General features: G+C 64.8%; 19 protein-coding genes. 16 read left to right on the top strand and 3 right to left on the bottom strand.

The features are described from left to right. Positions 1-34: 34 nt before the first annotated feature. The 7 genes from ACEN2S_RS21145 (at position 35) to ACEN2S_RS21115 (ending at position 7,635) form a co-directional block, all read left to right on the top strand. Complete coding sequence (locus ACEN2S_RS21145) at positions 35-733, top strand: aspartate/glutamate racemase family protein (protein WP_441870226.1); 699 nt, start codon at positions 35-37, stop codon at positions 731-733. Next, a complete protein-coding gene (gene otnK, locus ACEN2S_RS21140; protein ID WP_441870224.1) occupies positions 727-2,016 on the top strand; it encodes a 3-oxo-tetronate kinase in 1,290 nt (429 codons plus the stop codon). Before ACEN2S_RS21145 ends, otnK begins: the two co-directional genes overlap by 7 nt. Then, the gene (otnC, locus tag ACEN2S_RS21135; protein ID WP_441870222.1) at positions 2,013-2,666 is read left to right on the top strand and encodes a 3-oxo-tetronate 4-phosphate decarboxylase; all 654 of its coding nucleotides are present in this window, start codon (positions 2,013-2,015) and stop codon (positions 2,664-2,666) included. The genes otnK and otnC overlap by 4 nt, the downstream gene beginning before the upstream one ends. Positions 2,667-2,674: 8 nt before the next feature. Beyond that, positions 2,675-3,148: a ribonuclease E activity regulator RraA gene (gene rraA / locus ACEN2S_RS21130; protein ID WP_441870220.1), complete on the top strand. Its 474-nt coding sequence runs from the start codon at positions 2,675-2,677 to the stop codon at positions 3,146-3,148. Beyond that, the gene (locus tag ACEN2S_RS21125) at positions 3,145-4,188 is read left to right on the top strand and encodes an AbrB family transcriptional regulator (RefSeq protein ID WP_441870218.1); all 1,044 of its coding nucleotides are present in this window, start codon (positions 3,145-3,147) and stop codon (positions 4,186-4,188) included. The genes rraA and ACEN2S_RS21125 overlap by 4 nt, the downstream gene beginning before the upstream one ends. Beyond that, positions 4,185-6,758 carry an aconitate hydratase AcnA gene (gene acnA, locus ACEN2S_RS21120; protein ID WP_441870216.1) on the top strand — a complete coding sequence of 858 codons (2,574 nt, stop codon included), beginning with the start codon at positions 4,185-4,187 and terminating at the stop codon, positions 6,756-6,758. The genes ACEN2S_RS21125 and acnA overlap by 4 nt, the downstream gene beginning before the upstream one ends. Positions 6,759-6,897: 139 nt before the next feature. Next, on the top strand, positions 6,898-7,635 hold the full coding sequence (locus tag ACEN2S_RS21115) for a GntR family transcriptional regulator (protein WP_441870214.1): 738 nt from the start codon (positions 6,898-6,900) through the stop codon (positions 7,633-7,635). Here the strand turns inward: ACEN2S_RS21115 and ACEN2S_RS21110 are convergent. After that, positions 7,625-8,488: an amidohydrolase family protein gene (locus ACEN2S_RS21110; protein ID WP_441870212.1), complete on the bottom strand. Its 864-nt coding sequence runs from the start codon at positions 8,486-8,488 to the stop codon at positions 7,625-7,627. The two genes, ACEN2S_RS21115 and ACEN2S_RS21110, sit on opposite strands and share 11 nt — an antisense overlap. An 83-nt stretch (positions 8,489-8,571) precedes the next feature. Here ACEN2S_RS21110 and ACEN2S_RS21105 point away from each other — a divergent pair, with 83 nt between their 5' ends. From ACEN2S_RS21105 to ACEN2S_RS21080, 6 genes are all read left to right on the top strand, one after another. Beyond that, positions 8,572-9,495 (top strand): SMP-30/gluconolactonase/LRE family protein, encoded by a 924-nt coding sequence (locus ACEN2S_RS21105; RefSeq protein WP_441870210.1) that lies wholly within the window; start codon positions 8,572-8,574, stop codon positions 9,493-9,495. Positions 9,496-9,528: 33 nt separating this feature from the next. Beyond that, positions 9,529-10,080 (top strand): TRAP transporter small permease, encoded by a 552-nt coding sequence (locus tag ACEN2S_RS21100; RefSeq protein ID WP_441870208.1) that lies wholly within the window; start codon positions 9,529-9,531, stop codon positions 10,078-10,080. Further along, entirely contained in the window at positions 10,077-11,396 is a 1,320-nt protein-coding gene (locus ACEN2S_RS21095; RefSeq protein WP_441870206.1) for a TRAP transporter large permease, read from the top strand. The genes ACEN2S_RS21100 and ACEN2S_RS21095 overlap by 4 nt, the downstream gene beginning before the upstream one ends. A 42-nt stretch (positions 11,397-11,438) precedes the next feature. Beyond that, positions 11,439-12,443 carry a TRAP transporter substrate-binding protein gene (locus ACEN2S_RS21090; RefSeq protein WP_441870204.1) on the top strand — a complete coding sequence of 335 codons (1,005 nt, stop codon included), beginning with the start codon at positions 11,439-11,441 and terminating at the stop codon, positions 12,441-12,443. Positions 12,444-12,521: 78 nt separating this feature from the next. Then, complete coding sequence (locus tag ACEN2S_RS21085; RefSeq protein ID WP_441870202.1) at positions 12,522-13,040, top strand: hypothetical protein; 519 nt, start codon at positions 12,522-12,524, stop codon at positions 13,038-13,040. Continuing rightward, entirely contained in the window at positions 12,983-13,480 is a 498-nt protein-coding gene (locus tag ACEN2S_RS21080; RefSeq protein WP_441870200.1) for an NAD(P)-dependent oxidoreductase, read from the top strand. The genes ACEN2S_RS21085 and ACEN2S_RS21080 overlap by 58 nt, the downstream gene beginning before the upstream one ends. Before the next feature lie 50 nt (positions 13,481-13,530). Here the strand turns inward: ACEN2S_RS21080 and ACEN2S_RS21075 are convergent, their stop codons facing one another. Then, positions 13,531-14,250, bottom strand: coding sequence for a transporter substrate-binding domain-containing protein (locus tag ACEN2S_RS21075; RefSeq protein WP_441870198.1), 720 nt, complete (start codon positions 14,248-14,250; stop codon positions 13,531-13,533). A gap of 317 nt (positions 14,251-14,567) precedes the next feature. On the opposite strand from ACEN2S_RS21075, the gene ACEN2S_RS21070 reads away from it, so the two are divergent. From ACEN2S_RS21070 to ACEN2S_RS21060, 3 genes are all read left to right on the top strand, one after another. Next, positions 14,568-15,542, top strand: a complete 975-nt coding sequence (locus tag ACEN2S_RS21070) for a class 1 fructose-bisphosphatase (RefSeq protein ID WP_441870196.1) — start codon at positions 14,568-14,570, stop codon at positions 15,540-15,542. Positions 15,543-15,545: 3 nt separating this feature from the next. Beyond that, the gene (gene fba, locus ACEN2S_RS21065) at positions 15,546-16,598 is read left to right on the top strand and encodes a class II fructose-bisphosphate aldolase (RefSeq protein WP_441870194.1); all 1,053 of its coding nucleotides are present in this window, start codon (positions 15,546-15,548) and stop codon (positions 16,596-16,598) included. 687 nt (positions 16,599-17,285) lie between these two features. Next, a complete protein-coding gene (locus tag ACEN2S_RS21060; RefSeq protein WP_441870192.1) occupies positions 17,286-18,164 on the top strand; it encodes a GntR family transcriptional regulator in 879 nt (292 codons plus the stop codon). Here the strand turns inward: ACEN2S_RS21060 and ACEN2S_RS21055 are convergent, their stop codons facing one another. Continuing rightward, the gene (locus ACEN2S_RS21055) at positions 18,165-18,428 is read right to left on the bottom strand and encodes a putative quinol monooxygenase (protein WP_441870274.1); all 264 of its coding nucleotides are present in this window, start codon (positions 18,426-18,428) and stop codon (positions 18,165-18,167) included. It lies immediately after the preceding gene. Positions 18,429-18,514 lie beyond the last annotated feature (86 nt).

Raw genomic sequence — 18,514 nt, 5'->3', positions numbered from 1 at the left:
GCCTCCTTCCCTTGCTGCCAATTTGGGGTCTTTCATGACCGACAGCCCATCCATTGCGCCGCGCATCGCGCTGATCCATGCCACGCGGGTCGCGATCGAACCGATCGAGACCGCGCTGAAACGGAACTGGCCCGAGGCGCAGGTGATCTCGATCCTTGAGGAAAGCCTGTCGCTTGACCGGGCGTCCGGCGCGGCGTCGCTCGCCGAGCTGGATGGCCGGATCGGCCAGCTTTGCCGCTATGCCGAAGGCCTGTCGGTCGATGGCATCCTTTTCACCTGCTCCTCCTTTGGCGTGGGCATCGAAGCGGCGGCGGCGCAAAGCCCGGTGCCGGTCTTGAAGCCGAATGAGGCGATGTATGAGGCGGCACTGGCGGCGGGGCGTGACATCGTCTTGCTTTACACCTTCCCGCCCGCCGAGGCGGGGATGACCCGCGAATTCGAAGAAGAAGCCGCGCGCCGCGGCTCGACGGCCCGGTTGCGGGCCGAGTTCGTGCCCGACGCGCTGGCGGCTTTGCAGGCGGGTGATCTCGCGCGCCATGACGCGCTGATCGCCCTGGCGGCCGCCGCAGTCGTGGGGGCGGATGCGATTATGCTGGCGCAATTTTCCATGGCGTCGGCCGGGCCCGCCGCTGCCACCGCCACCGAAATTCCCCTTTTGACCAGCCCCGACGCCGCTGTCGCCAAGCTGAAGGCGTGCCTGCAGGGCTCCAGACTAACAGGTTCCCCATGCTGATTGGCGTAATTGCAGATGATTTCACCGGCGCGAGCGATATTGCCAATACGCTGGCGCGCGGCACCCTGCCCGAAGGCGGGCTGCGCACCGCGCAATTCTCCGGCGTGCCTTCCGGCCCGGCCCCGGCGGGCATCGAGGCGGGGGTGATCGCGCTGAAGTCGCGCTCGGCCCCGGTTGAGGAAGCGGTGGCGCAATCAGTCGCGGCGTTGCATTGGCTGAAAGCCCAGGGCTGCCAGCAGATCATCTTCAAATATTGCTCGACCTTCGATTCCACGCCTGCGGGCAATATCGGCCCGGTCGGCGAAGCGCTGGCCGCGGCGCTGGGGGCGACGGGGGTGGTGGCCTGCCCGGCCTTTCCGGCGGTGGGCCGGACCATCTACCAGGGCCATCTTTTCGTGCAGGACCGGCTGCTGAGCGAAAGCGGTATGCAGAACCATCCGCTGACGCCGATGACCGACCCGGATCTGCGGCGCTTCCTGGCGCGGCAATGTCTCGGGCCGGTGGGCCACGTGCCGCTGCCGGTGGTGGCGCGTGGCGCGGCGGCTGTTGCTGCCGCTTTGGCGGCCGCGGGCGGCGCGGGGCAGGTGCTGTGCATCGTTGATGCGGTCTCTGATGCTGATCTCTTGACCATTGGCGCCGCGCTCGACGGGGTACCCCTTGTCACTGGCGGTTCCGGTATCGCGCTGGGATTGCCGCGGAATTTCATCCGTGCCGGGGCCGCGCAGGGCGGAACCGGCGCCTTCACGCCCGCCGCGGGCGCGGCGGCGATCCTCGCGGGGTCCTGCTCCGGAGCGACGCGCGGCCAGATCGATCACTATGCCCGCACCCATCCGGTCTATGCGATCGATGTGCCGCAGGTGATGGCGGGCACCGTCACTGCCGAAACCCTGCTGGCCTTCATCGCGCGTCACCAGGAGACCGCGCCGCTTTGCTATTCCTCGGGGGCGCCCGAGGTCGTGCGGCAGATCCAGGACCGCTTTGGTCGCGAAACGGTGGCGGCGCGGCTCGATGCGCTGTTTGCCGATACCGCGCGGGCGCTTCTGGAGCGGGGCTATCGGCGCCTGGTGATCGCCGGGGGCGAAACCTCGGGCGCGGTGGCGCAGGCGGTCTGCGCGGCGCAGGGTGCCGAGGCGATGGCGCTTGGGCCCGAAATCGATCCGGGCGTGCCGGTGCTATCGGTCGGCTCTGCGGATGCGCCGGTGGCGATGGCGCTGAAATCGGGGAATTTTGGCGCGCCGGATTTCTTTGAAAAGGCGCTGCGCGTCATGGCAGGTGCGGCATGAGCGGCGCGATCTCTCCGGCCGAGGGCGCCGCCCGCGCCGAAATGGCGCGGCTCTGCCGGTCGCTGTTCGAACGCGGCTTTTCGGTCGGCACTGCCGGCAATGTCTCGGTGCGTCTTGAGGACGGCATCTTGATGAGCCCGACCAATGTCCGGCTGGGCGACCTGATCCCCGAGCGGATCTCGAAACTCGATTTCGAGGGGCGTCATGTCGCGGGCGACAAGCCGACCAAGGAAACCTTTCTGCATCAGGCGTTCTATGACACCCGGCCTGAGGCGGGGGCGGTGGTGCATCTGCATTCGACCTGGGCCACCGCGCTGTCCTGTCTGGCCGATACCGACCCCGAGGACTGCGTGCCGCCGCTGACCCCCTATGTGGTGATGCGCGTGGGCACGGTGAAACTGCTGCCCTATACCCGGCCCGGCGATCCTGCGACCGGCACGCTGATCCGCGCGTTGCAGGGCCGTTATGCCGCGGTGCTCTTGGCCAATCACGGGCCGGTGGTCAGCGGTCGCACGCTGTTCTCTGCTGTCGCGGCCGCCGAAGAGCTGGAGGAAACCGCGCGCTTGCTGGTTGCCCTGCGCGGCCATCCAACCCGTCTGCTCACCGAGGCTCAGGTCGCCGATCTGAAGGCCACCTTTGGCACGATATGAGGTCCATGATGAAAACTGCCGATTTATACGACGCGCATGGCGCGAAGCTGACCCTGGTTGATCTGCCCTGGCAGAAATTCGGCGCGAAACCGTTTTGTGCCGGGCCGGTGCAGACGGTGAAATGCTTCGAGGACAATACCCTGGTCCGGGCCGAGCTGGAAAAGCCCGGCGCGGGGCGGATCCTTGTGGTCGATGGCGGGGCATCAAGCCGCATGGCCCTGCTGGGCGATGTGCTGGCCGAGCTGTCGATCGCGAATGGCTGGGCCGGGATCGCGGTCAACGGGGCGATCCGGGACCGGGTCGAGATCGACGGCATGGCGCAATGTGTCTTTGCGCTTGGCACCACCCCGGTCAAGAGCGTGAAGCGCGATTGGGGGATCGTCGGCACCGAGGTCGCCTTTGGTGGCGTGCGTTTCGCGCCGGGGGGCTGGCTTTATGCCGATGCCGATGGGCTGCTCTACAGTCCGGTGCCGCTGGCATGAGCCGGGCACCCGCCTGGGTTCGGGCCTTGATCACGCTGGCGCTGGCGACAGCGGCGGGCGCGGTTCTGGCCGAGCTGCGGGTGCCGCTTGGTTGGCTGATCGGCGCGATGCTGGTCATGATCGGGGCTTCGGCCGCGCGGCTGCCGGCGATTCAGCCGGTGGTGCTGGTGCCCTGGATCAAGGCCTCGGTCGGGACCTTGCTGGGCGCCTCGATCACCCTGCCGGTGATCCTGTCGATCCCGGAATGGTGGGTCACGATCCTGGCGATGTTTGCGGTGATGGCGGTGGCGGGGGCGGTGAACTACCGGCTCTTGTGCCGGGCCTTCGGCTTCACGCCGGTCGATGCGGCGCTCTGTTCGGTGCCGGGTGGCATTGCCGAGATGATCTTGCTGGGCGAACGCGCGGGGGCCGATCAAAGCCGGGTCGCGGTGGTCCATGCCATCCGGATCGCGCTGTCGATCCTGATCATTCCGCCGCTGATCGCCCTGTTCTATGGCATTACCATCACCCGTGGCGGTGCGGCAGCGCCGGTGGCGATGTCGGGGCTGGACTGGGGCTATTTTGCGCTGTGCATCGTCGCGGGCGCGGCGGCAGACCGTTTCACCCGGATCCCGGCGCCGTTCATCGTGGTGCCCGCCGGCGTCTGTGCCGCGCTGCATCTGAGCGGGCTTACGCATTTCGCGGTGCCGGGCACGGTCAGCCAGATTATGCAGGTGGTGATCGGCCTGAATGTCGGCGCAAGGTTCCAGAACCTGTCGCTGGGGGCGCTGGTCCGGGTGTTTGGCGCCGCTTTGGCGGTGGTGGGCACCCAGATCGCACTGGCGCTACTGGCAGCACTTCTGCTGTCGCGTAGCACCGGGTTCGACCCGCTGGCGGTCACCCTGGCCTATGCACCCGGCGGTCTGGCGGAAATGTCGCTGATTGCCATCGCCATGCACCGCGACGTTGCCTTTGTCGGCCTGCATCACCTGTTGCGGGTTCTGTTTTCCCTGGGGCTCGCCCCCGCCCTTATCCATCGACTGCAAAGGAGCGCGTCATGACGCTCGATACTCCGCCGCTCTGGCGCCACACCGATCTGACCGCAGCCCTCGGGGACCGGCTGCCCCGGCTGCCGCATGTGCTGCGATTGCTGGCCGAAAACCATCTCCGGGAAACCGGAGCGGCCGGGCCGTTGGTCGCGGCGCTGGATGCCTGGCTTGCGGGGCGCAATACGGATTTCGAATTCGTCTTTCGCCCGAACCGGATCTTGATGCATGATACCACCTGCACCCCGGCGCTGGCCGATATTGCCGGGCTGCGCGATGCGCTGGCCGAGGCGGGGCAGGATCCGGCGCGCCTGACCCCGCAGCTGCCGGTCGAGGTTTCGGTCGACCATTCGCTGGCGGTGGACATCTACGCCCGCCCTGGCGCCGCCGAGGCCAACGCCCGAACCGAGATCGGCCGTAATGCTGAACGCTATGGCTTCATGAAATGGGCCTCGGCCAATATGGCCGGGGTGCATGTGAACCCGCCCGGCACCGGGATCATGCATACGATCAACCTTGAACAGTTGGCGACGGTGCTGGTGCTGAACCCGGATGGCAGCGCGCATCCCGATATGCTCTTGGGTACCGACAGTCACACGCCGATGATCAACGGTATCGGCGTCATGGGCTGGGGCATCGGCGGGCTCGAGGCGGAAAGCGTGATGTTCGGCCAGGCGGCCTCACTGGCGATGCCCGAGGTGGTCGGGGTGCGGCTGACCGGCGCGCTGCCCGCAGGAGCGACCGCGACGGACCTCGCGCTCGAGGTCACGCATCATCTGCGCGCGCTGGGGGTTACCGGCAGCTTTGTGGAGTTTTTCGGTTCCGGTGTGGCCACGCTCAGCGCCGATGCGCGCTCGGTCGTGGCCAACATGGCGCCGGAATATGGCGCCTCGACCGGGTTCTTCCCGGTGGATGCAGAGGTGGTGGCCTATCTGACCCGCACCGCCCGACCTGCGTCCCTGACGGCGGCGGTGGAGCCGGTATTCCGCGCGCTGGGGCTCTGGTTCGATCCTGCCGCGCATCCGCATTTTGACCGTGAAATCGCGATTGATCTCACGCGTCTTGGGCCCTGTCTTGCCGGGCCGCGGCGGCCGCAGGACCGGATTGCCCCGGCCGACGCGCGGGCCGGGGTCGAGGCGGCGATGGGCCGCGCGCTGACGCCTGACGCCCCGGCGGCGGTCCCGGATGGCGCCGTCGGCGTGGCGGCGATCACCAGCTGCACCAATACCTCGGATCCGCGGCTCCTGATCGCGGCGGGGCTTTTGGCGCGGAAGGCACGGGCCGCCGGGCTGAGTGCCGCGCCCTGGGTCAAGACCTCCTTGGCGCCGGGATCGCCGTCGGCGCGCGACTATCTTGCCCGGGCCGGTCTGGCCGAGGATCTGGCGGCGCTTGGCTTTGATATCGTCGGCTTTGGCTGCACCACCTGCATCGGCAATTCGGGGCCGCTGCCCGCGCCGGTCGAGGCCGCTCTGGCCGAGGGCAAGGCGATTGCCGCGGTGCTGTCGGGCAACCGCAATTTCCCCGGTCGGGTGCATCCGAAACTGGATCTGGGCTATCTTGCCTCGCCGCCGCTGGTCATCGCCTATGCGATCCGTGGCACGATCTGCGGTGATATCCTGACCGAACCTTTGGGGCAGCGGGCCGACGGGCTGCCGGTGCGGCTTGCCGATCTTTGGCCCAGCGAAGCCGAGATTTCCGAAGCGCTCGCGCAGGGCTTCCGCGCGGCGGATGTGCCCGCGGCTTTCGCCGAGGCGGCAAGCAATCCGGCCTGGGCGGCGATTGCTTGCCCCGAAACCCCGCGCTTCCCCTGGGATCCGGCCTCGCGCGACCTGCGGCGCCCGCGTTTCACCATGGTGCCGCAGGCATGCCGGCTCGGGCGCTATCAGGCGGTGCCGCTGATGGTGCTGGGCGATGACATGACCACCGACCATATCTCGCCTGCGGGCTGGATCGATCCGAACAGCGCGGCAGGCGCCTGGCTGATCGAACGCGGTGGCGATCCGGCGGATCTGAACGTCTACGCCTCGTATCGCGGCAATTGGGAGGTGATGCTGCGCGGCTTGTTCACCAACCGGCTGGCGCGGAACCATCTGGCGGCGGATCTGCCGCCCGCCTGGACCGAACTGGCCGATGGCCGCCGTCTGCCGGTCTTTGAGGCTGCGGCAGAGCTTGAGGTGGCGGGGGCGCCGGTGGTGCTGCTTGCGGGCGAACGCTACGGCATGGGATCGAGCCGGGACTGGGCGGCCAAGGGGGTGGCGCTGCTGGGCGCGCGGGCGGTGATCGCCAATTCCTTTGAACGGATCCACCGTACCAACCTGATCGGCATGGGGATCCTGCCGGTCGAGATCACCGGCGACTTCCGACCCGCCTCGGCCGGGATCGGCGCCGGCGATCGGGTCGAGATCGACGTCCAGGCCGCGCGCCTCGTGCCGCGTCAGGCCCTGACCTTGACCTTGGTTCGCGCCGATGGTCGCCGGGATGCCATCGCCGCCCGCGTCGCGGTCGAGACCCTGCAAGAGGTCGATCTGCTGCGTCAGGGCGGTGTGCTTTCTGCCATCCTCGCAAGGAGCAAGGGCCAGCGCTGAGCCCGGATGGCAGCCGGGGCACCCCTGATTGGGGCGCCCCGACCCTATTTTTCAGAGATGGCCGTTGACCTTGCCCGGCAAGACCAGACATATTCCGAAATGATGAAACATTTGGCCCGATAGCGGCTCAGCGGATACGATGTCTGTTCAACAGGAAATCTACAGCACCCTGATCGAGCGTTTGCGTGGCGGCGCGATCAGTACCGGGCAGCGGCTTCCCACCGAAAAGGAGCTTGCCGCGGAATTTGCGGTCAGCCGCTCCACCGTGCAGGCGGTGATGTCGCGGCTGGTGCATGAAGGCATGGTGCGCCGCTACGCCGGGCGTGGCACCTATGCCTGCCGGGTCGAGGAAGACATGCGGATCCGCGTCAATCTCGACATCCATAACATCCAATCATTTGAGAATGAGATGGCGGTGAAGGGCGACCGGGTCACCTACCGTCTGGTGTCGTTTTCCAAAGTGCCCGCGCCGCCGCGCGCGGCTGAAAAGCTGGGGCTGGCGATTGGCACCCCGGTTCTGGCCCTTTATCGGCTGCGCTTTGTCGAAGACGCCTGTATCGGCTCGGAAATTCGCTATTTTTCGCCCGATGTGGTGCTGAGTGTGCCGGTCAGCGACCTAGAGACGCAGGGCGCGCATGATCTGGTCGAACGCGGGCTGGGGATCGAGATTGGCCGGATCGAGGCGGTGTTGCGCGCGGTGGTGGCCAGCGAGCGGCAGGCCGGTGACCTTGGGGTCGAACCCGGCGCGCCGCTGCTGGTCCGCTCGCACACGCTTTACGACAGCGCAGAGCAGGTGATCCTGCATGGGGAATCGCATTATGTGGAGCCGTTCTCGTTCCGCTACACGGCGACCCTGCGCAATTCGGTCAAAAACTGAACAGGGCCGAGGGCGTGTCCTGCAGGATCGCCCGCAACTGCGCGGCGTCCCCGGCCCAGCGGCGCAGATCGGCCAGCCCGGCCCGGTCATCGATCGGTAGGAACGGCTCGATCTCGGTCACCGGCCTTTGCTTGCGCGCGGCGGATTTGCCGGTATGCGGCCAGTCGCTGCCCCAGATCACTCGCCCGGGGGCCGCCGCAAAAAGCCGCGGCGCGATGGGATCCAACGCGCGGCAATCCGCGGCATAATCGGTTGCGCGACAGGCGCCCGAGGCTTTCAGCACGATGTTGGGGAGTGCCAGCAGATCTTCGAGCGCGGCCAGATCTTCGGCCAAGGTCGGGGCGCTGGTCTTCAGCCCGGCGAAATGATCGAGGATCACCGGGCGGCCGAGATCGGCCAGGATCGGCCGCAGCGCGCAGAGTGACGCTAGCGGCAGGAACACCTCGATCAGCATATCGCTGCCCGCCAATATCCGCCCAAGCGCCCGCAGATAGGCCGCGCAGGCGGTCAGGTCGCCGACGCCATCGGTCTTGAGATTGGCACGCATCCCCACCACGCCCTGCGCCGCCAGGTCGCGGATGTCGTCAGCCGTGGCAGCGAACGGATCGATCACTGCAATCGCCCTTGCATCTGGCCCAAGTGCCGCCACCGCGGCAAGCGTCGCCGCATTGTCGGTGCCATAGGGGCTCGGCTGCACGATCACCAGTTTGGATGCGCCGATTCGGGCGCGATGCGCGGCCAGATCCGCCAGATCCGCCCGTCCGGGCGTGTAGCTGCGGTTGGGGATGAAGCCATGCGTTTCCGTAAGGAAAACATGAACATGGCTATCGATGAGTCCTGAATGACTAATCATTTTTTGCTTTCCACAAACATTATCGTTGCTTTGCGGCAAAGTTTGGCTTTATTAATTTACAAATGCAATAACGAGAGGTCGCCATGTTCTTCGCACCGCCCCCCGAACTGACGGCCGAAGTTTTTGCGGAAATCCCCGAGGAATTGCGCCCCGAGGCGGGCTCGGATTGGGCTGCGGTGCAGCATCCGGGCAAGAAGTTTCGGGCGTTTCTGGAGGGGCCGTCATTCGATCGGGACGGGAATCTCTATTGTGTAGACATTTGCCATGGCCGGATCCTGAAATGCGACCCGGCGGGGCAATTCTCGGTCGTCACTCAATATGACGGCGAGCCCAACGGGCTGAAGATTCACAAGGATGGCCGGATCTTCATCGCCGATCACGCGCATGGGATCATGGTGATGGATCCGGTGACCGGCAAGGTGGAGCCCTTCCTGACCCGGCCGGGGCTGGAACGGTTCCATGGCGTGAACGATCTGCATTTCGCCTCGAACGGCGATCTCTATTTCACTGATCAAGGCCAGAGCGGCCTGCACGCGCCCTACGGCCGGCTTTACCGGCTGTCGGCGGCGGGGCAGCTCAATTGCCTGATCGACAATATCCCCAGCCCGAACGGTCTTGTGCTGAACGAGACCGAAAGCCAGCTTTACCTCGCCGTGACGCGCATGAATGCGGTCTGGCGGGTCCGCTTCCTCCCCGGTGGCCAGACCGTCGCGAAGAGCGGCACCTTCATCCAGCTTTCGGGCGGGTTGGCGGGGCCGGACGGTCTGGCGCTGGGGGAGGGCGGCGAACTGGTCATCGGCCATATGGGATTGGGCACGGTCTGGGTGATGTCGCGACTGGGAGAGCCGATGTTCCGCATCCGCTCGCCGCGCGGCATCCTGACCGCCAACTGCGCCTTTGGCGGCCCCGAGGGGCGCGACCTTTATATCACCGAGGCGGAAACATCCTCGATTCTGCGGGTTCGGCTGCCGTTCCGAGGCGCCCGGATGTTCGCGCATCAGGACTGATCCCCCCGGTACATGCGGCAAGGAGGAGGACGCATGATCATCATTCAACGGCTCGACAGGATCCTGTCGGGCATCGAGACGGCGCTGATTGTCGGTCTGACGCTCAGCGCGCTGGGGCTCGCCTTCCTGCAGGTGGTGCTGCGCTATGTGTTCAACACCGGCCTGCATTGGCTCGAAGCGGCGCTGGTGATCGCCCTGGTCTGGGCGATGCTGATCGGCGCTGTGCGGGCGGTGCGTGACGGCATGCATCCGCGGGTCGAGCTGCTGGCGCAGATCCTGCCGGCGCGGCCGCGGGCCGTGCTGAATGTCCTGGCGCTGGCGGCGGCCTTTGGTCTGTCGATCTATGTGCTGAAAGACGCGGTATTCTACGCGGGCTTCCTGCGGATGGTGCAATCCATCCATCCAGAACTTGGCATTCCCGACATCTATCCGTTCCTGATCATCCCGATTGCCACCGGCCTGATGGCCCTGCGGCAAGCCCTGGTGGCCTGGGCGCTCTGGTCCGACCCGGCCGCGCTCGAACCTGACCGGGTCTTTGCCGAGCGCATGGATGGCCGCACGCATCACGAGAGGAGCCAGGCATGACCGCCGTTGCCCTGATTTCCGCCTTCTTCCTGCTGGTCCTGATCGGCGCACCGATTGCGGTGGCGTTGGGGGGCTCGGCGGTGCTGACCTCGATCTTCTTCTCGCCCATTGCCCAAGGCATCGTCGGGCAGAAAATCTTCGGCAATCTCAATCACTTCACCCTGATGGCGATTCCGTTCTTCTTTCTGGCCGCCGGGCTGATGGAGCGGGGCGGGCTGGTACAGCGGCTGGTCGGGTTGGCACAGGCCTGCGTCGGGCATCTGCGTGCCGGGCTCGGCATGACCACGGTGCTGACCTGCATCTTTTTCGCGGCGATCTCGGGGTCGAGCCCTGCCACCGTCGCCGCCGTCGGCAACATCCTCTACCCGTCGCTGCTGAAGGAAGGCTATTCGCCGCGCTACGCCATCGGCGCGCTGGCCACCTCGGGCTCGATCGGCATTCTGATCCCGCCGTCGATCCCGCTGCTGCTCTATGGCTTCGTGACCGAAACCTCGATCCCGGCGCTGTTCATGGCGGGCGTGGTGCCGGGGCTGGTCTATGGTGGGCTGTTGATGCTGACCGCGCGGTTTCTGGCCGGTCGCGAAGGGGTCGCGGTGCGGCCGCGGGTCAGCGCCGCCGAAATGGGCCGCGCGCTGAAAACCAGCCTGCCCGCGCTGTCGCTGCCGCTGTTCATCGTGGTCGGCATCTATGGCTTCCCGGATTTCACCTTCTTTGGCCATGCCGTGAAGGGCGGGGCGATCTTTACCCCGACCGAGGCCGCGGCGGTATCAGTGGTGCTGGCGATCCTGATCGGCGGGTTCATCTACCGCGAACTGAAGTTCCGCGATGTGATCCGTGTCACCGCCGAAACCGGCCCGCGGGTGGGCATGATCTTCTGGATCACCGCCAATGCGCTGCTCTTTGGCTACTTCCTGACCAAGGTCGGCGTGCCGGCGCAGATGGCGCAACTGGTGCTGCACCTGCAGCTGTCGCCCACTACCTTCCTGATCTCGGTCAACCTCTTGCTGGTCGTGGTTGGCTTTTTCCTGGAGGGCGTGCCGACGATCCTGATTTTTGCGCCGCTCCTGATGCCCGCCGCCCACAGTTTGGGCATCGATCCGGTGCATTTCGCCATCATCATGGTGGTGAACATCGAGCTGGGCCTGATCACGCCGCCGGTGGGGATCAACCTCTTCGTCGCCTCGTCGATCTCGGGTCTGCCGGTGATCGAGGTGTTCAAGGCAACCATTCCCTGGATGATCGCCACGGTGGTCACCCTGATGCTCGTCACCTTCGTGCCAGAGCTGTCGCTGACGCTGCCGGGCCTGATGCGCTGATCGGCCCGACTGCCCCGAAAAAAGTAAACAAGGAGGAGAACCATGATGATCAAGACATTGCGCGCGGCAGGGATGAGCCTTGCCCTGGCATTGGCGGCCCAAGCTGCCGCCGCTGCCGAAGTGACCGCGATCCTGTCCAACGACAACAATGAAAAGGGGCTGAAGGGTCAGACCTTCGAACATCTGATCACCGAGCTGAAAAGCCGCCTTGGTGACCGCATCGATGTCGAAATGCATCATTCCGGCACGCTTTTCGATCAGCAAAGCCAGGTGCAGGGCGTGCAGCTGGGCGCGGCCAGCCTGATCGCACCGACCGCCGGGGTCTATTCGTCGATCGCGCCGGAAGTGGCGGCGCTGGAACTGCCGTTCATGCTCGATACCCCCGCCAAGGTGATGGCGGCGGCCTCGGATCCGGTGGTGCGCGACGCGATCTTCCCGAAGCTTGCCGAAAAGAACATCGAGATCGTAGCGGTCTGGATGAACGGTCCGCGCGACCTCGGCTACAAGGGTGACAAGCCGGTGCTGCTGCCGACCGATGTTGCCGGAATGAAGGTGCGGGTGCAATCGGCGCCGATCTATGTTGAACCGTGGGAAGCGGTCGGGGCGAACCCGGTCGGGATCAACTGGTCCGAAGCGCCCACCGCCCTGCAACAGGGGGTGATCGATGCGGCCGAGGTGACGCCGAATTCGTGGCGCGGTTCCTCGACCTATCAATTCATTGACCAGCTGACGCTGACCGATCACCAGTATTCCTTCTATCTTGTCGGCGCCAACAAGCAGTGGTGGGATGGCATGCCCGAAGACCTGCGCGACGAGTTCAAGGCGGCCCTGCAGGCGGCAACAGACTGGAACGTTGCCGAGGCGGTGAAGATCAATCAGGGCGATCTGGAGTTTATGGCGTCCGAAGGCACCAAGCTTAACAAGCTCAGCCCCGAAGATCGGGCCGTCTGGGTCGAGGCGATGAAGCCGGTCTGGAAGGATCTTGGAACCGATCTGGTCGGTGATGCCGTCATGGTGCGGTTGCAAGAAATTTCCGCCAGCGAGTAAATCGCAATTGAACCGAATGATCGGGGGCGCTGCGGCGCCCCCTTTTGCCGTTTGGCGCCGATGAGACAGGAGGATGCGATGAAGATTGCGGTGTTGGATGACTGGGCGGGCGCGGCTCGCGAAGCTGCTGATTGGAGTAGCCTTTGCGCCGAGGTGACGGTATTTCGTGACCCGATCCCCGCAGCGGATCTCGTCACTGTGCTCGCGCCTTTTACCGTGCTCTGTGTGATGCGTGAGCGAATGCCGCTGTCGGCCGCGCTGCTTAATGCACTGCCCGCGCTGCGGCTGGTGGTGACAACCGGCGCGCGCAATCTGGCGATTGATCTTGCGGCGGCCGAGGCGCGGGGCATCGTGGTTTGCGGCACGCAATCGCGCAAGACGACGACCGCCGAGCTGACCCTGGCGTTGATCTTGGCGCAGAACCGGGCGCTTGGCGTCAATGCGGCGCATCTGGCGACGGGCGGGTTTCAGGCGGCACTTGGCCGCGACATGGCCGGGTTGCGGATCGGCTTGTTGGCCTCGGGCAGGTTGGGGGGCAGGTGGCGCGTCTGGCGCAGGCCTTTGGCGCCGAGGTCGCGGCCTGGTCGCCGAACTTGACCTCGGAACGCGCGGCAGAAATCGGGGTGCGCTGCGCGCCGAGCCTGACCGAGCTGGCGGCGGAAACGGACGTGCTGTCACTGCATATGGTGCTGTCGGACCGCAGCGTCGGTCTGATCGATGCGGCGGTCTTTTCCGCGTTGCCGCCGAATGCACTGTTCGTTAATACCTCGCGGGCCGGTTTGGTCGACCGCGCCGCGTTGTTTGACTGGCTCGCGCAGCATCCAGAGGCGCAGGCTGCGATTGACGTGTTCGAGGAGGAACCTATACCTGTGGCGGATCCTTGGCGGGCAGCGGCAGCTGAATTTGGTCCCCGGCTGCTGTTGACCCCGCATCTGGGCTATGTGAGCGCCACGACTTGGGCCCTGTTCTATCGGCAAACCGTCGAGGCGATCGCGGCCTGGCAGGCTGGGGCACCGATCCGGCGTCTGACACTTTGATCGGCGCAGCGCTTCAGGGGAGGGCGCCCGTAGTGGCGCCGCCCCGGGCATCAGGCTGGGGTCAGGGCGCAGCTGCGGTCCACCCCATGCGCCTCGAGAATATCGCCGGTGACGCCGCGTCGCGCCAGATCCGCCAGAAATGCCGCCAGCGCCGCAGAAGCCTCGGGGCGCCCTTGCGGCATCGCCATTGCCTGCCGGATTTCCATGAAAGCCGGCTCCAGCACGCGGGTCCCGGGGCGCAGGACCGCCTCTTTCTCCATCACGGCGCGGATCCCGGCGATGGCCGCGACCTGTCCCCGGTCCAGCGAGTCGAGTGCCGCGAAAATATCCGGATAAAGCACCAGATGGTCGGCGCCGGGCAGGCGTTGCAGGGTCAGCGTATAGGCGCTGCCGACCACGCTGCCTACCGGCAACCCGGCGGCGATCAGTTCCACCGCATCGCCCGCGGGACAATCGGCGCCCGCCAGATAGCTGCCCTCGATTTTCACATAGGGGTCGGTAAAGGCAATGGTACGCGCCCGTTCCGGGTCGACAGCCAGAAAGCAGACATCCCAGGCGTCTTCGGTGGCGCTGGCCGAGACATCGACCGCGCGCTCATAATGCTGAAATGCCAGCGGCAGGTCCAAATGGGCTGCAAGCGCTTGGGCGAGATCTACGCTGATTCCTTGCGCTCTGCCCTCCCTATCGCGGCTGACAAGGATTCGATTGCCGTGGTTCAGCGCGATGCGGAGCAGGCCATGCGGGGCAAAATGCTGTGCAAGTGGGGTCATTCGGGTTCACTCTAGCGTTGGGGCATTTTGTTCTTATATATCTAAAAGTTCAATTTGCAACAAGTTGCGCCCTCTTCGTCCGAGCACGCTCAATCTTGTGAACTCGCCCCGAATTCCTGAACTTTGAAGTTCAAACTTGACGGATTATTGGATATATCTTTACTCTTTTTTGTGTGTCGCCCGGGTCGGCGACCGGTGGACAGGACTGCACTTCAATTTTGAACCGGTTCTCGGCTATCGGAATGGCCGCAAGCATTCAGCTTGACATTTTGACTTTATAAACTCTAAAAACCAATATCTTTTAGGGGAGAATGACGTTGAACACTGAAACCCTGCGCGAGGTTCTCGTAAGGCGTTGCGTCGCCGAACCTGCGATTGTTCCCGTGGTTGAGGCCCTTTCGCAAGCTTGCCTGACTGTTGCTGACGCTTTGCGCCGCAGCGCCTTTCGTCGCCATATGTCACCATCGGGTAGTGCCAACGCCAATGGCGACTTGCAGAAGCCGCTGGACCTACTGGCTGACGCGATCTTCGAGAATCATCTCGAGGCCTTCCCGGGCATCGCCGCGCTGGTTTCCGAGGAACGCGACAAAGCGCATTGGCTAAAGCCCCCGCGAGGGGGAGACTTGGTGGTTTGCTTTGACCCGCTGGATGGGTCGTCCAACATCGAAGTAGGCATGGTCGTAGGCTCGATTTTTTCCATTTTCCGCCTGCCGGAAGGCATCGAGCCTGATACCCTTCCCGCCGCCCTCACCGGTATGAACCAGTTAATCGCTGGCTATGCCCTTTACGGCCCAGTGACCGAGTTGGTGCTAGGTATGACCGATTGGGTCGACGGCTTCTGCCTCGAACCCGATACCAGTCAGTTTCGTTGCACACACTCGGACCTGCGTATCGCTCACAAGGCGCGCGAAATCGCCGTAAACGCTTCCCGCCACAGCAATTGGCCTGCGCCCGTCGCGCGTTTCGTTTCCGACGCCTTCACTGCGGTTGAGGCCGGTGGTCAGGGCTGCAATCTGCGCTGGACTGCCTCCATGGTTGCCGATATCCACCGTGTGCTGCTGCGTGGGGGGGTGTTTCTATATCCTGCAGACAATCATGGGCATGGGCGCCTGCGGCTCGTGTATGAGGCAAATCCCATTGCCTTCCTGATGCGCGCCGCTGGAGCCGCTGCTACGGACGGTCGCCACGACCTTTTATCCCTCCCAGTGACCGATCTCCACCAAAAGGTGGGTGTGGTGCTAGGCGCGCGTGACAGTGTCGAAACCCTCCGCTCCCTATTTTCGGAAAGCTGACAGATGCCCCTCGTTTCCCTGCGCGAACTTCTCGACCATGCGGCCGAGCATACCTATGCCATTCCCGCCTTCAACGTGAACAATATGGAGCAAATGCAAGCAATCATGCAGGCCGCGGACGCGGTAGAGGCGCCTGTGATCCTGCAGGCCAGCCGGGGCGCGCGGGCGTACGCGGGCGATGTGGTGTTGGCCCATCTGATCCGCGCCGCGACCGAGGTCTATCCTCGCGTGCCTGTCTGCATGCATCAGGATCATGGGAATTCCGTAGCCACATGCGTCTCTGCAATCCGCCACGGCTTCACCTCGGTGATGATGGACGGCACGCTGCGCGAGGACGGCAAGACCCTCGGCGATTATTCGTATAACGCAGCGGTCACCCGCGAGACGGTACGCATAGCGCATATGGTCGGCGCCTCGGTGGAAGGCGAGATCGGGCATCTGGGATCTTTGGAAACCGGCCACGGCGAGGCTGAGGACGGTCATGGATTCGAGGGCCTGCTCACCCGTGATCATCTGCTGACCAAGCCCGATGAGGCCGCATCCTTCGTGGCCGATACCGGAGTCGACGCTCTCGCTATCGCCATCGGTACATCGCACGGAGCGTACAAGTTCAGCCGCAAGCCCGATGGCGAAACTTTGGCCGTTGCCCGTCTGGCTGAGATCCATGCCCGCTTGCCGCACATGCATTTGGTGTTGCATGGGGCGTCGTCAGTGCCCGACGATCTGCAGGAAATCATCAATGCGAACGGTGGTGCATTGCGGCCGACCTTCGGCGTGCCACTGGAGGAGATTGAGGCCTGCATTCAGCTGGGTGTTCGCAAGGTGAATATCGATACTGACTTACGGTTAGCGTTGACCGGCGCTATCCGGCGCGTCCTATTGCGCGATCCGGCCGAATTCGACCCACGTCGATATCTGGGCGAGGGTCGTTCGGCGATGGCCGTCCTGTGCCGCGACCGGTTCGAGCGGTTTGGCGCGGCTGGAAGGGCGCCCGGGGTTGCTTGCCTGCCGCTCGACGAGATGGCCCGCCGGTACCGCGCCGCCCCGGGCGCCTGAGCTTGGCTGCAGCCTCCTACAGGATCCGGGGCGGTCGCGTGGAAAGGGTCAATCTGCTGAATCATTCGGGCCAATTGATCAAGATCGTCGTCCATACGCGGCCCATCCGGTCCCTATACCCCATGATCGCGTTGTGAGATGACTGGGCCGTTGGCCTCTCCAGCGGCATTCTCAGTTCAAGGGTTACGCCGGATGATCTGGCGTCGGGCCTCAGGAAGGGGGGAGATAACACGTGCAGGATCGCAGGTTCATCGGGCTGGTTGTCCACAAGGCGGCGTTAACGGTTGCGGTCTCACAGTGATAGCGTGGCGGTGAGGGGCGCCACTGAGGCATGATCGCGCACCGCCCGGATCACATCCGAAAGCTTGTTGAGAAGCTGTCCGCTGGTGGCCGTCGCTAGCATTTCTCCTATGAAGAGGGGCCTTGCGGCTACTGTCTCAATCGTCAACTTGTTGAGATGGGACATAATTGCATCATGGTCGCGACCTCGCTCAACCCGGTGAACGCGGGCGATCGGGTGAAGAACAACCGCTGTGACGCGTTGATGCTGGCGAACCTGCTCCGGCAGGTGAACAGACTGCGATCTGGGTGCCGGATGCGGCCTATGAGGCGATGTCGATGCGGGCTTCATCCCCCCGGGAATGCAAGATAGGGTAGGTGGCAATCTCTTCGAGTGGCCATCTACCCATGAATGACCTGCACCGCAGCCTGTCCGAACGCATCCTGCGTCACATCAGGACCTCCAACCTTGCAGAAGGCACCCATCTGACTGAAGTCGGTCTTCAAGCGTTGTTCGGCACTTCGCGAAAGCCGATCAGGTCTGCGCTGGCGCATCTCGAGACGCAGGGCGTACTGAAGCGCATACCGCGGCGAGGGTATTTTCTCGCGGACCCGCGCAACGCCGCTTGCGTGGCGCTGCCGAGCGCCGAGGGAATGACCGACGAGGCGCTTTACCTGGGGATCGCGGCGCAGAAGATGGACGGGGCGCTGTCTGACCGAGTGAGCGAAGACGCGCTGATGCGCCGCTTCGCGGTGAGCCGACCGCAGCTGCGCCGGGTGCTGACCCGCATCGCGACCGAGGGATGGATCGAACGCAACGACGGACGTGGCTGGAGCTTCGCCGCACTCATCGATTCCGTTGAGGCTTACCGCGAGAGCTATGAATTCCGCCAGAGGATCGAGGCCGACGGGCTGCGTCATCCGAATTTCCGCTTCGACCGCGAGGTTCTCGCGGAGCTGCGGCGGCGGCAGGAGTTCGTGCGAGACGAGGGGTGGAGTTCGCTGGGACGCCTCGATCTCTTCGAGGCGAACTCGGAGTTTCACGAAACGCTCGCTGGCCTGTCGGGCAACCGCTTCCTACTGCCGACGGTGCGCAAGCTGAACCAGCTGCGTCGGCTGGTCGAGTACCGGCTCGCCGAGAGGACCGACCAGGCGCTTGGCAGGAACCGGGAGCATCTGGCCATTCTCGATGCGCTCGACGACAGGGACGGCGAGTCGGCGGCGCGTCTCATGGACGCGCATCTCGGGCGGGCCCGCGATCGCAAGGCCCTGCCCGGTGTCTTCTGATCAGACCGTTTGGGCCGTGTGCACGACCTCGGGCGGCTCGCTGAGGAACGGCCCCGCCAGCTCGCGCCAGCGCTGGAAGCCTTCCGAGGCGCGGAAGGTGAGCATATGCGCCTCAACCGAGGTCCAGCCTACGACCAGCAGGTAGGTCCCAGGCTCCTCGATCACTCGGTCGAGCCGGAACGAAGTGCAGTCCGGGGTCGCCAGGAAGAGCGGGCGTGCCTCGTTTACGGCCTGCTCGAAGGCATCGGCCTTTTCAGGCGCGATCCGAAGGGTTGAGCTGCTGCCGGTTTCGTGGACAGCAGGTTAAGCTAGCATAGCGCGGGCCTCGAACTCCATCGGGCTGAGGTAGC

It is taken from the genome of Phaeovulum sp. W22_SRMD_FR3, assembly GCF_052113705.1.
In the GTDB taxonomy this organism is placed as follows: Bacteria; Pseudomonadota; Alphaproteobacteria; order Rhodobacterales; family Rhodobacteraceae; genus JBGQOG01.
Note: the sequence above shows the minus strand (reverse complement) of the source record. Positions and strands in the feature narration are given on the sequence as shown.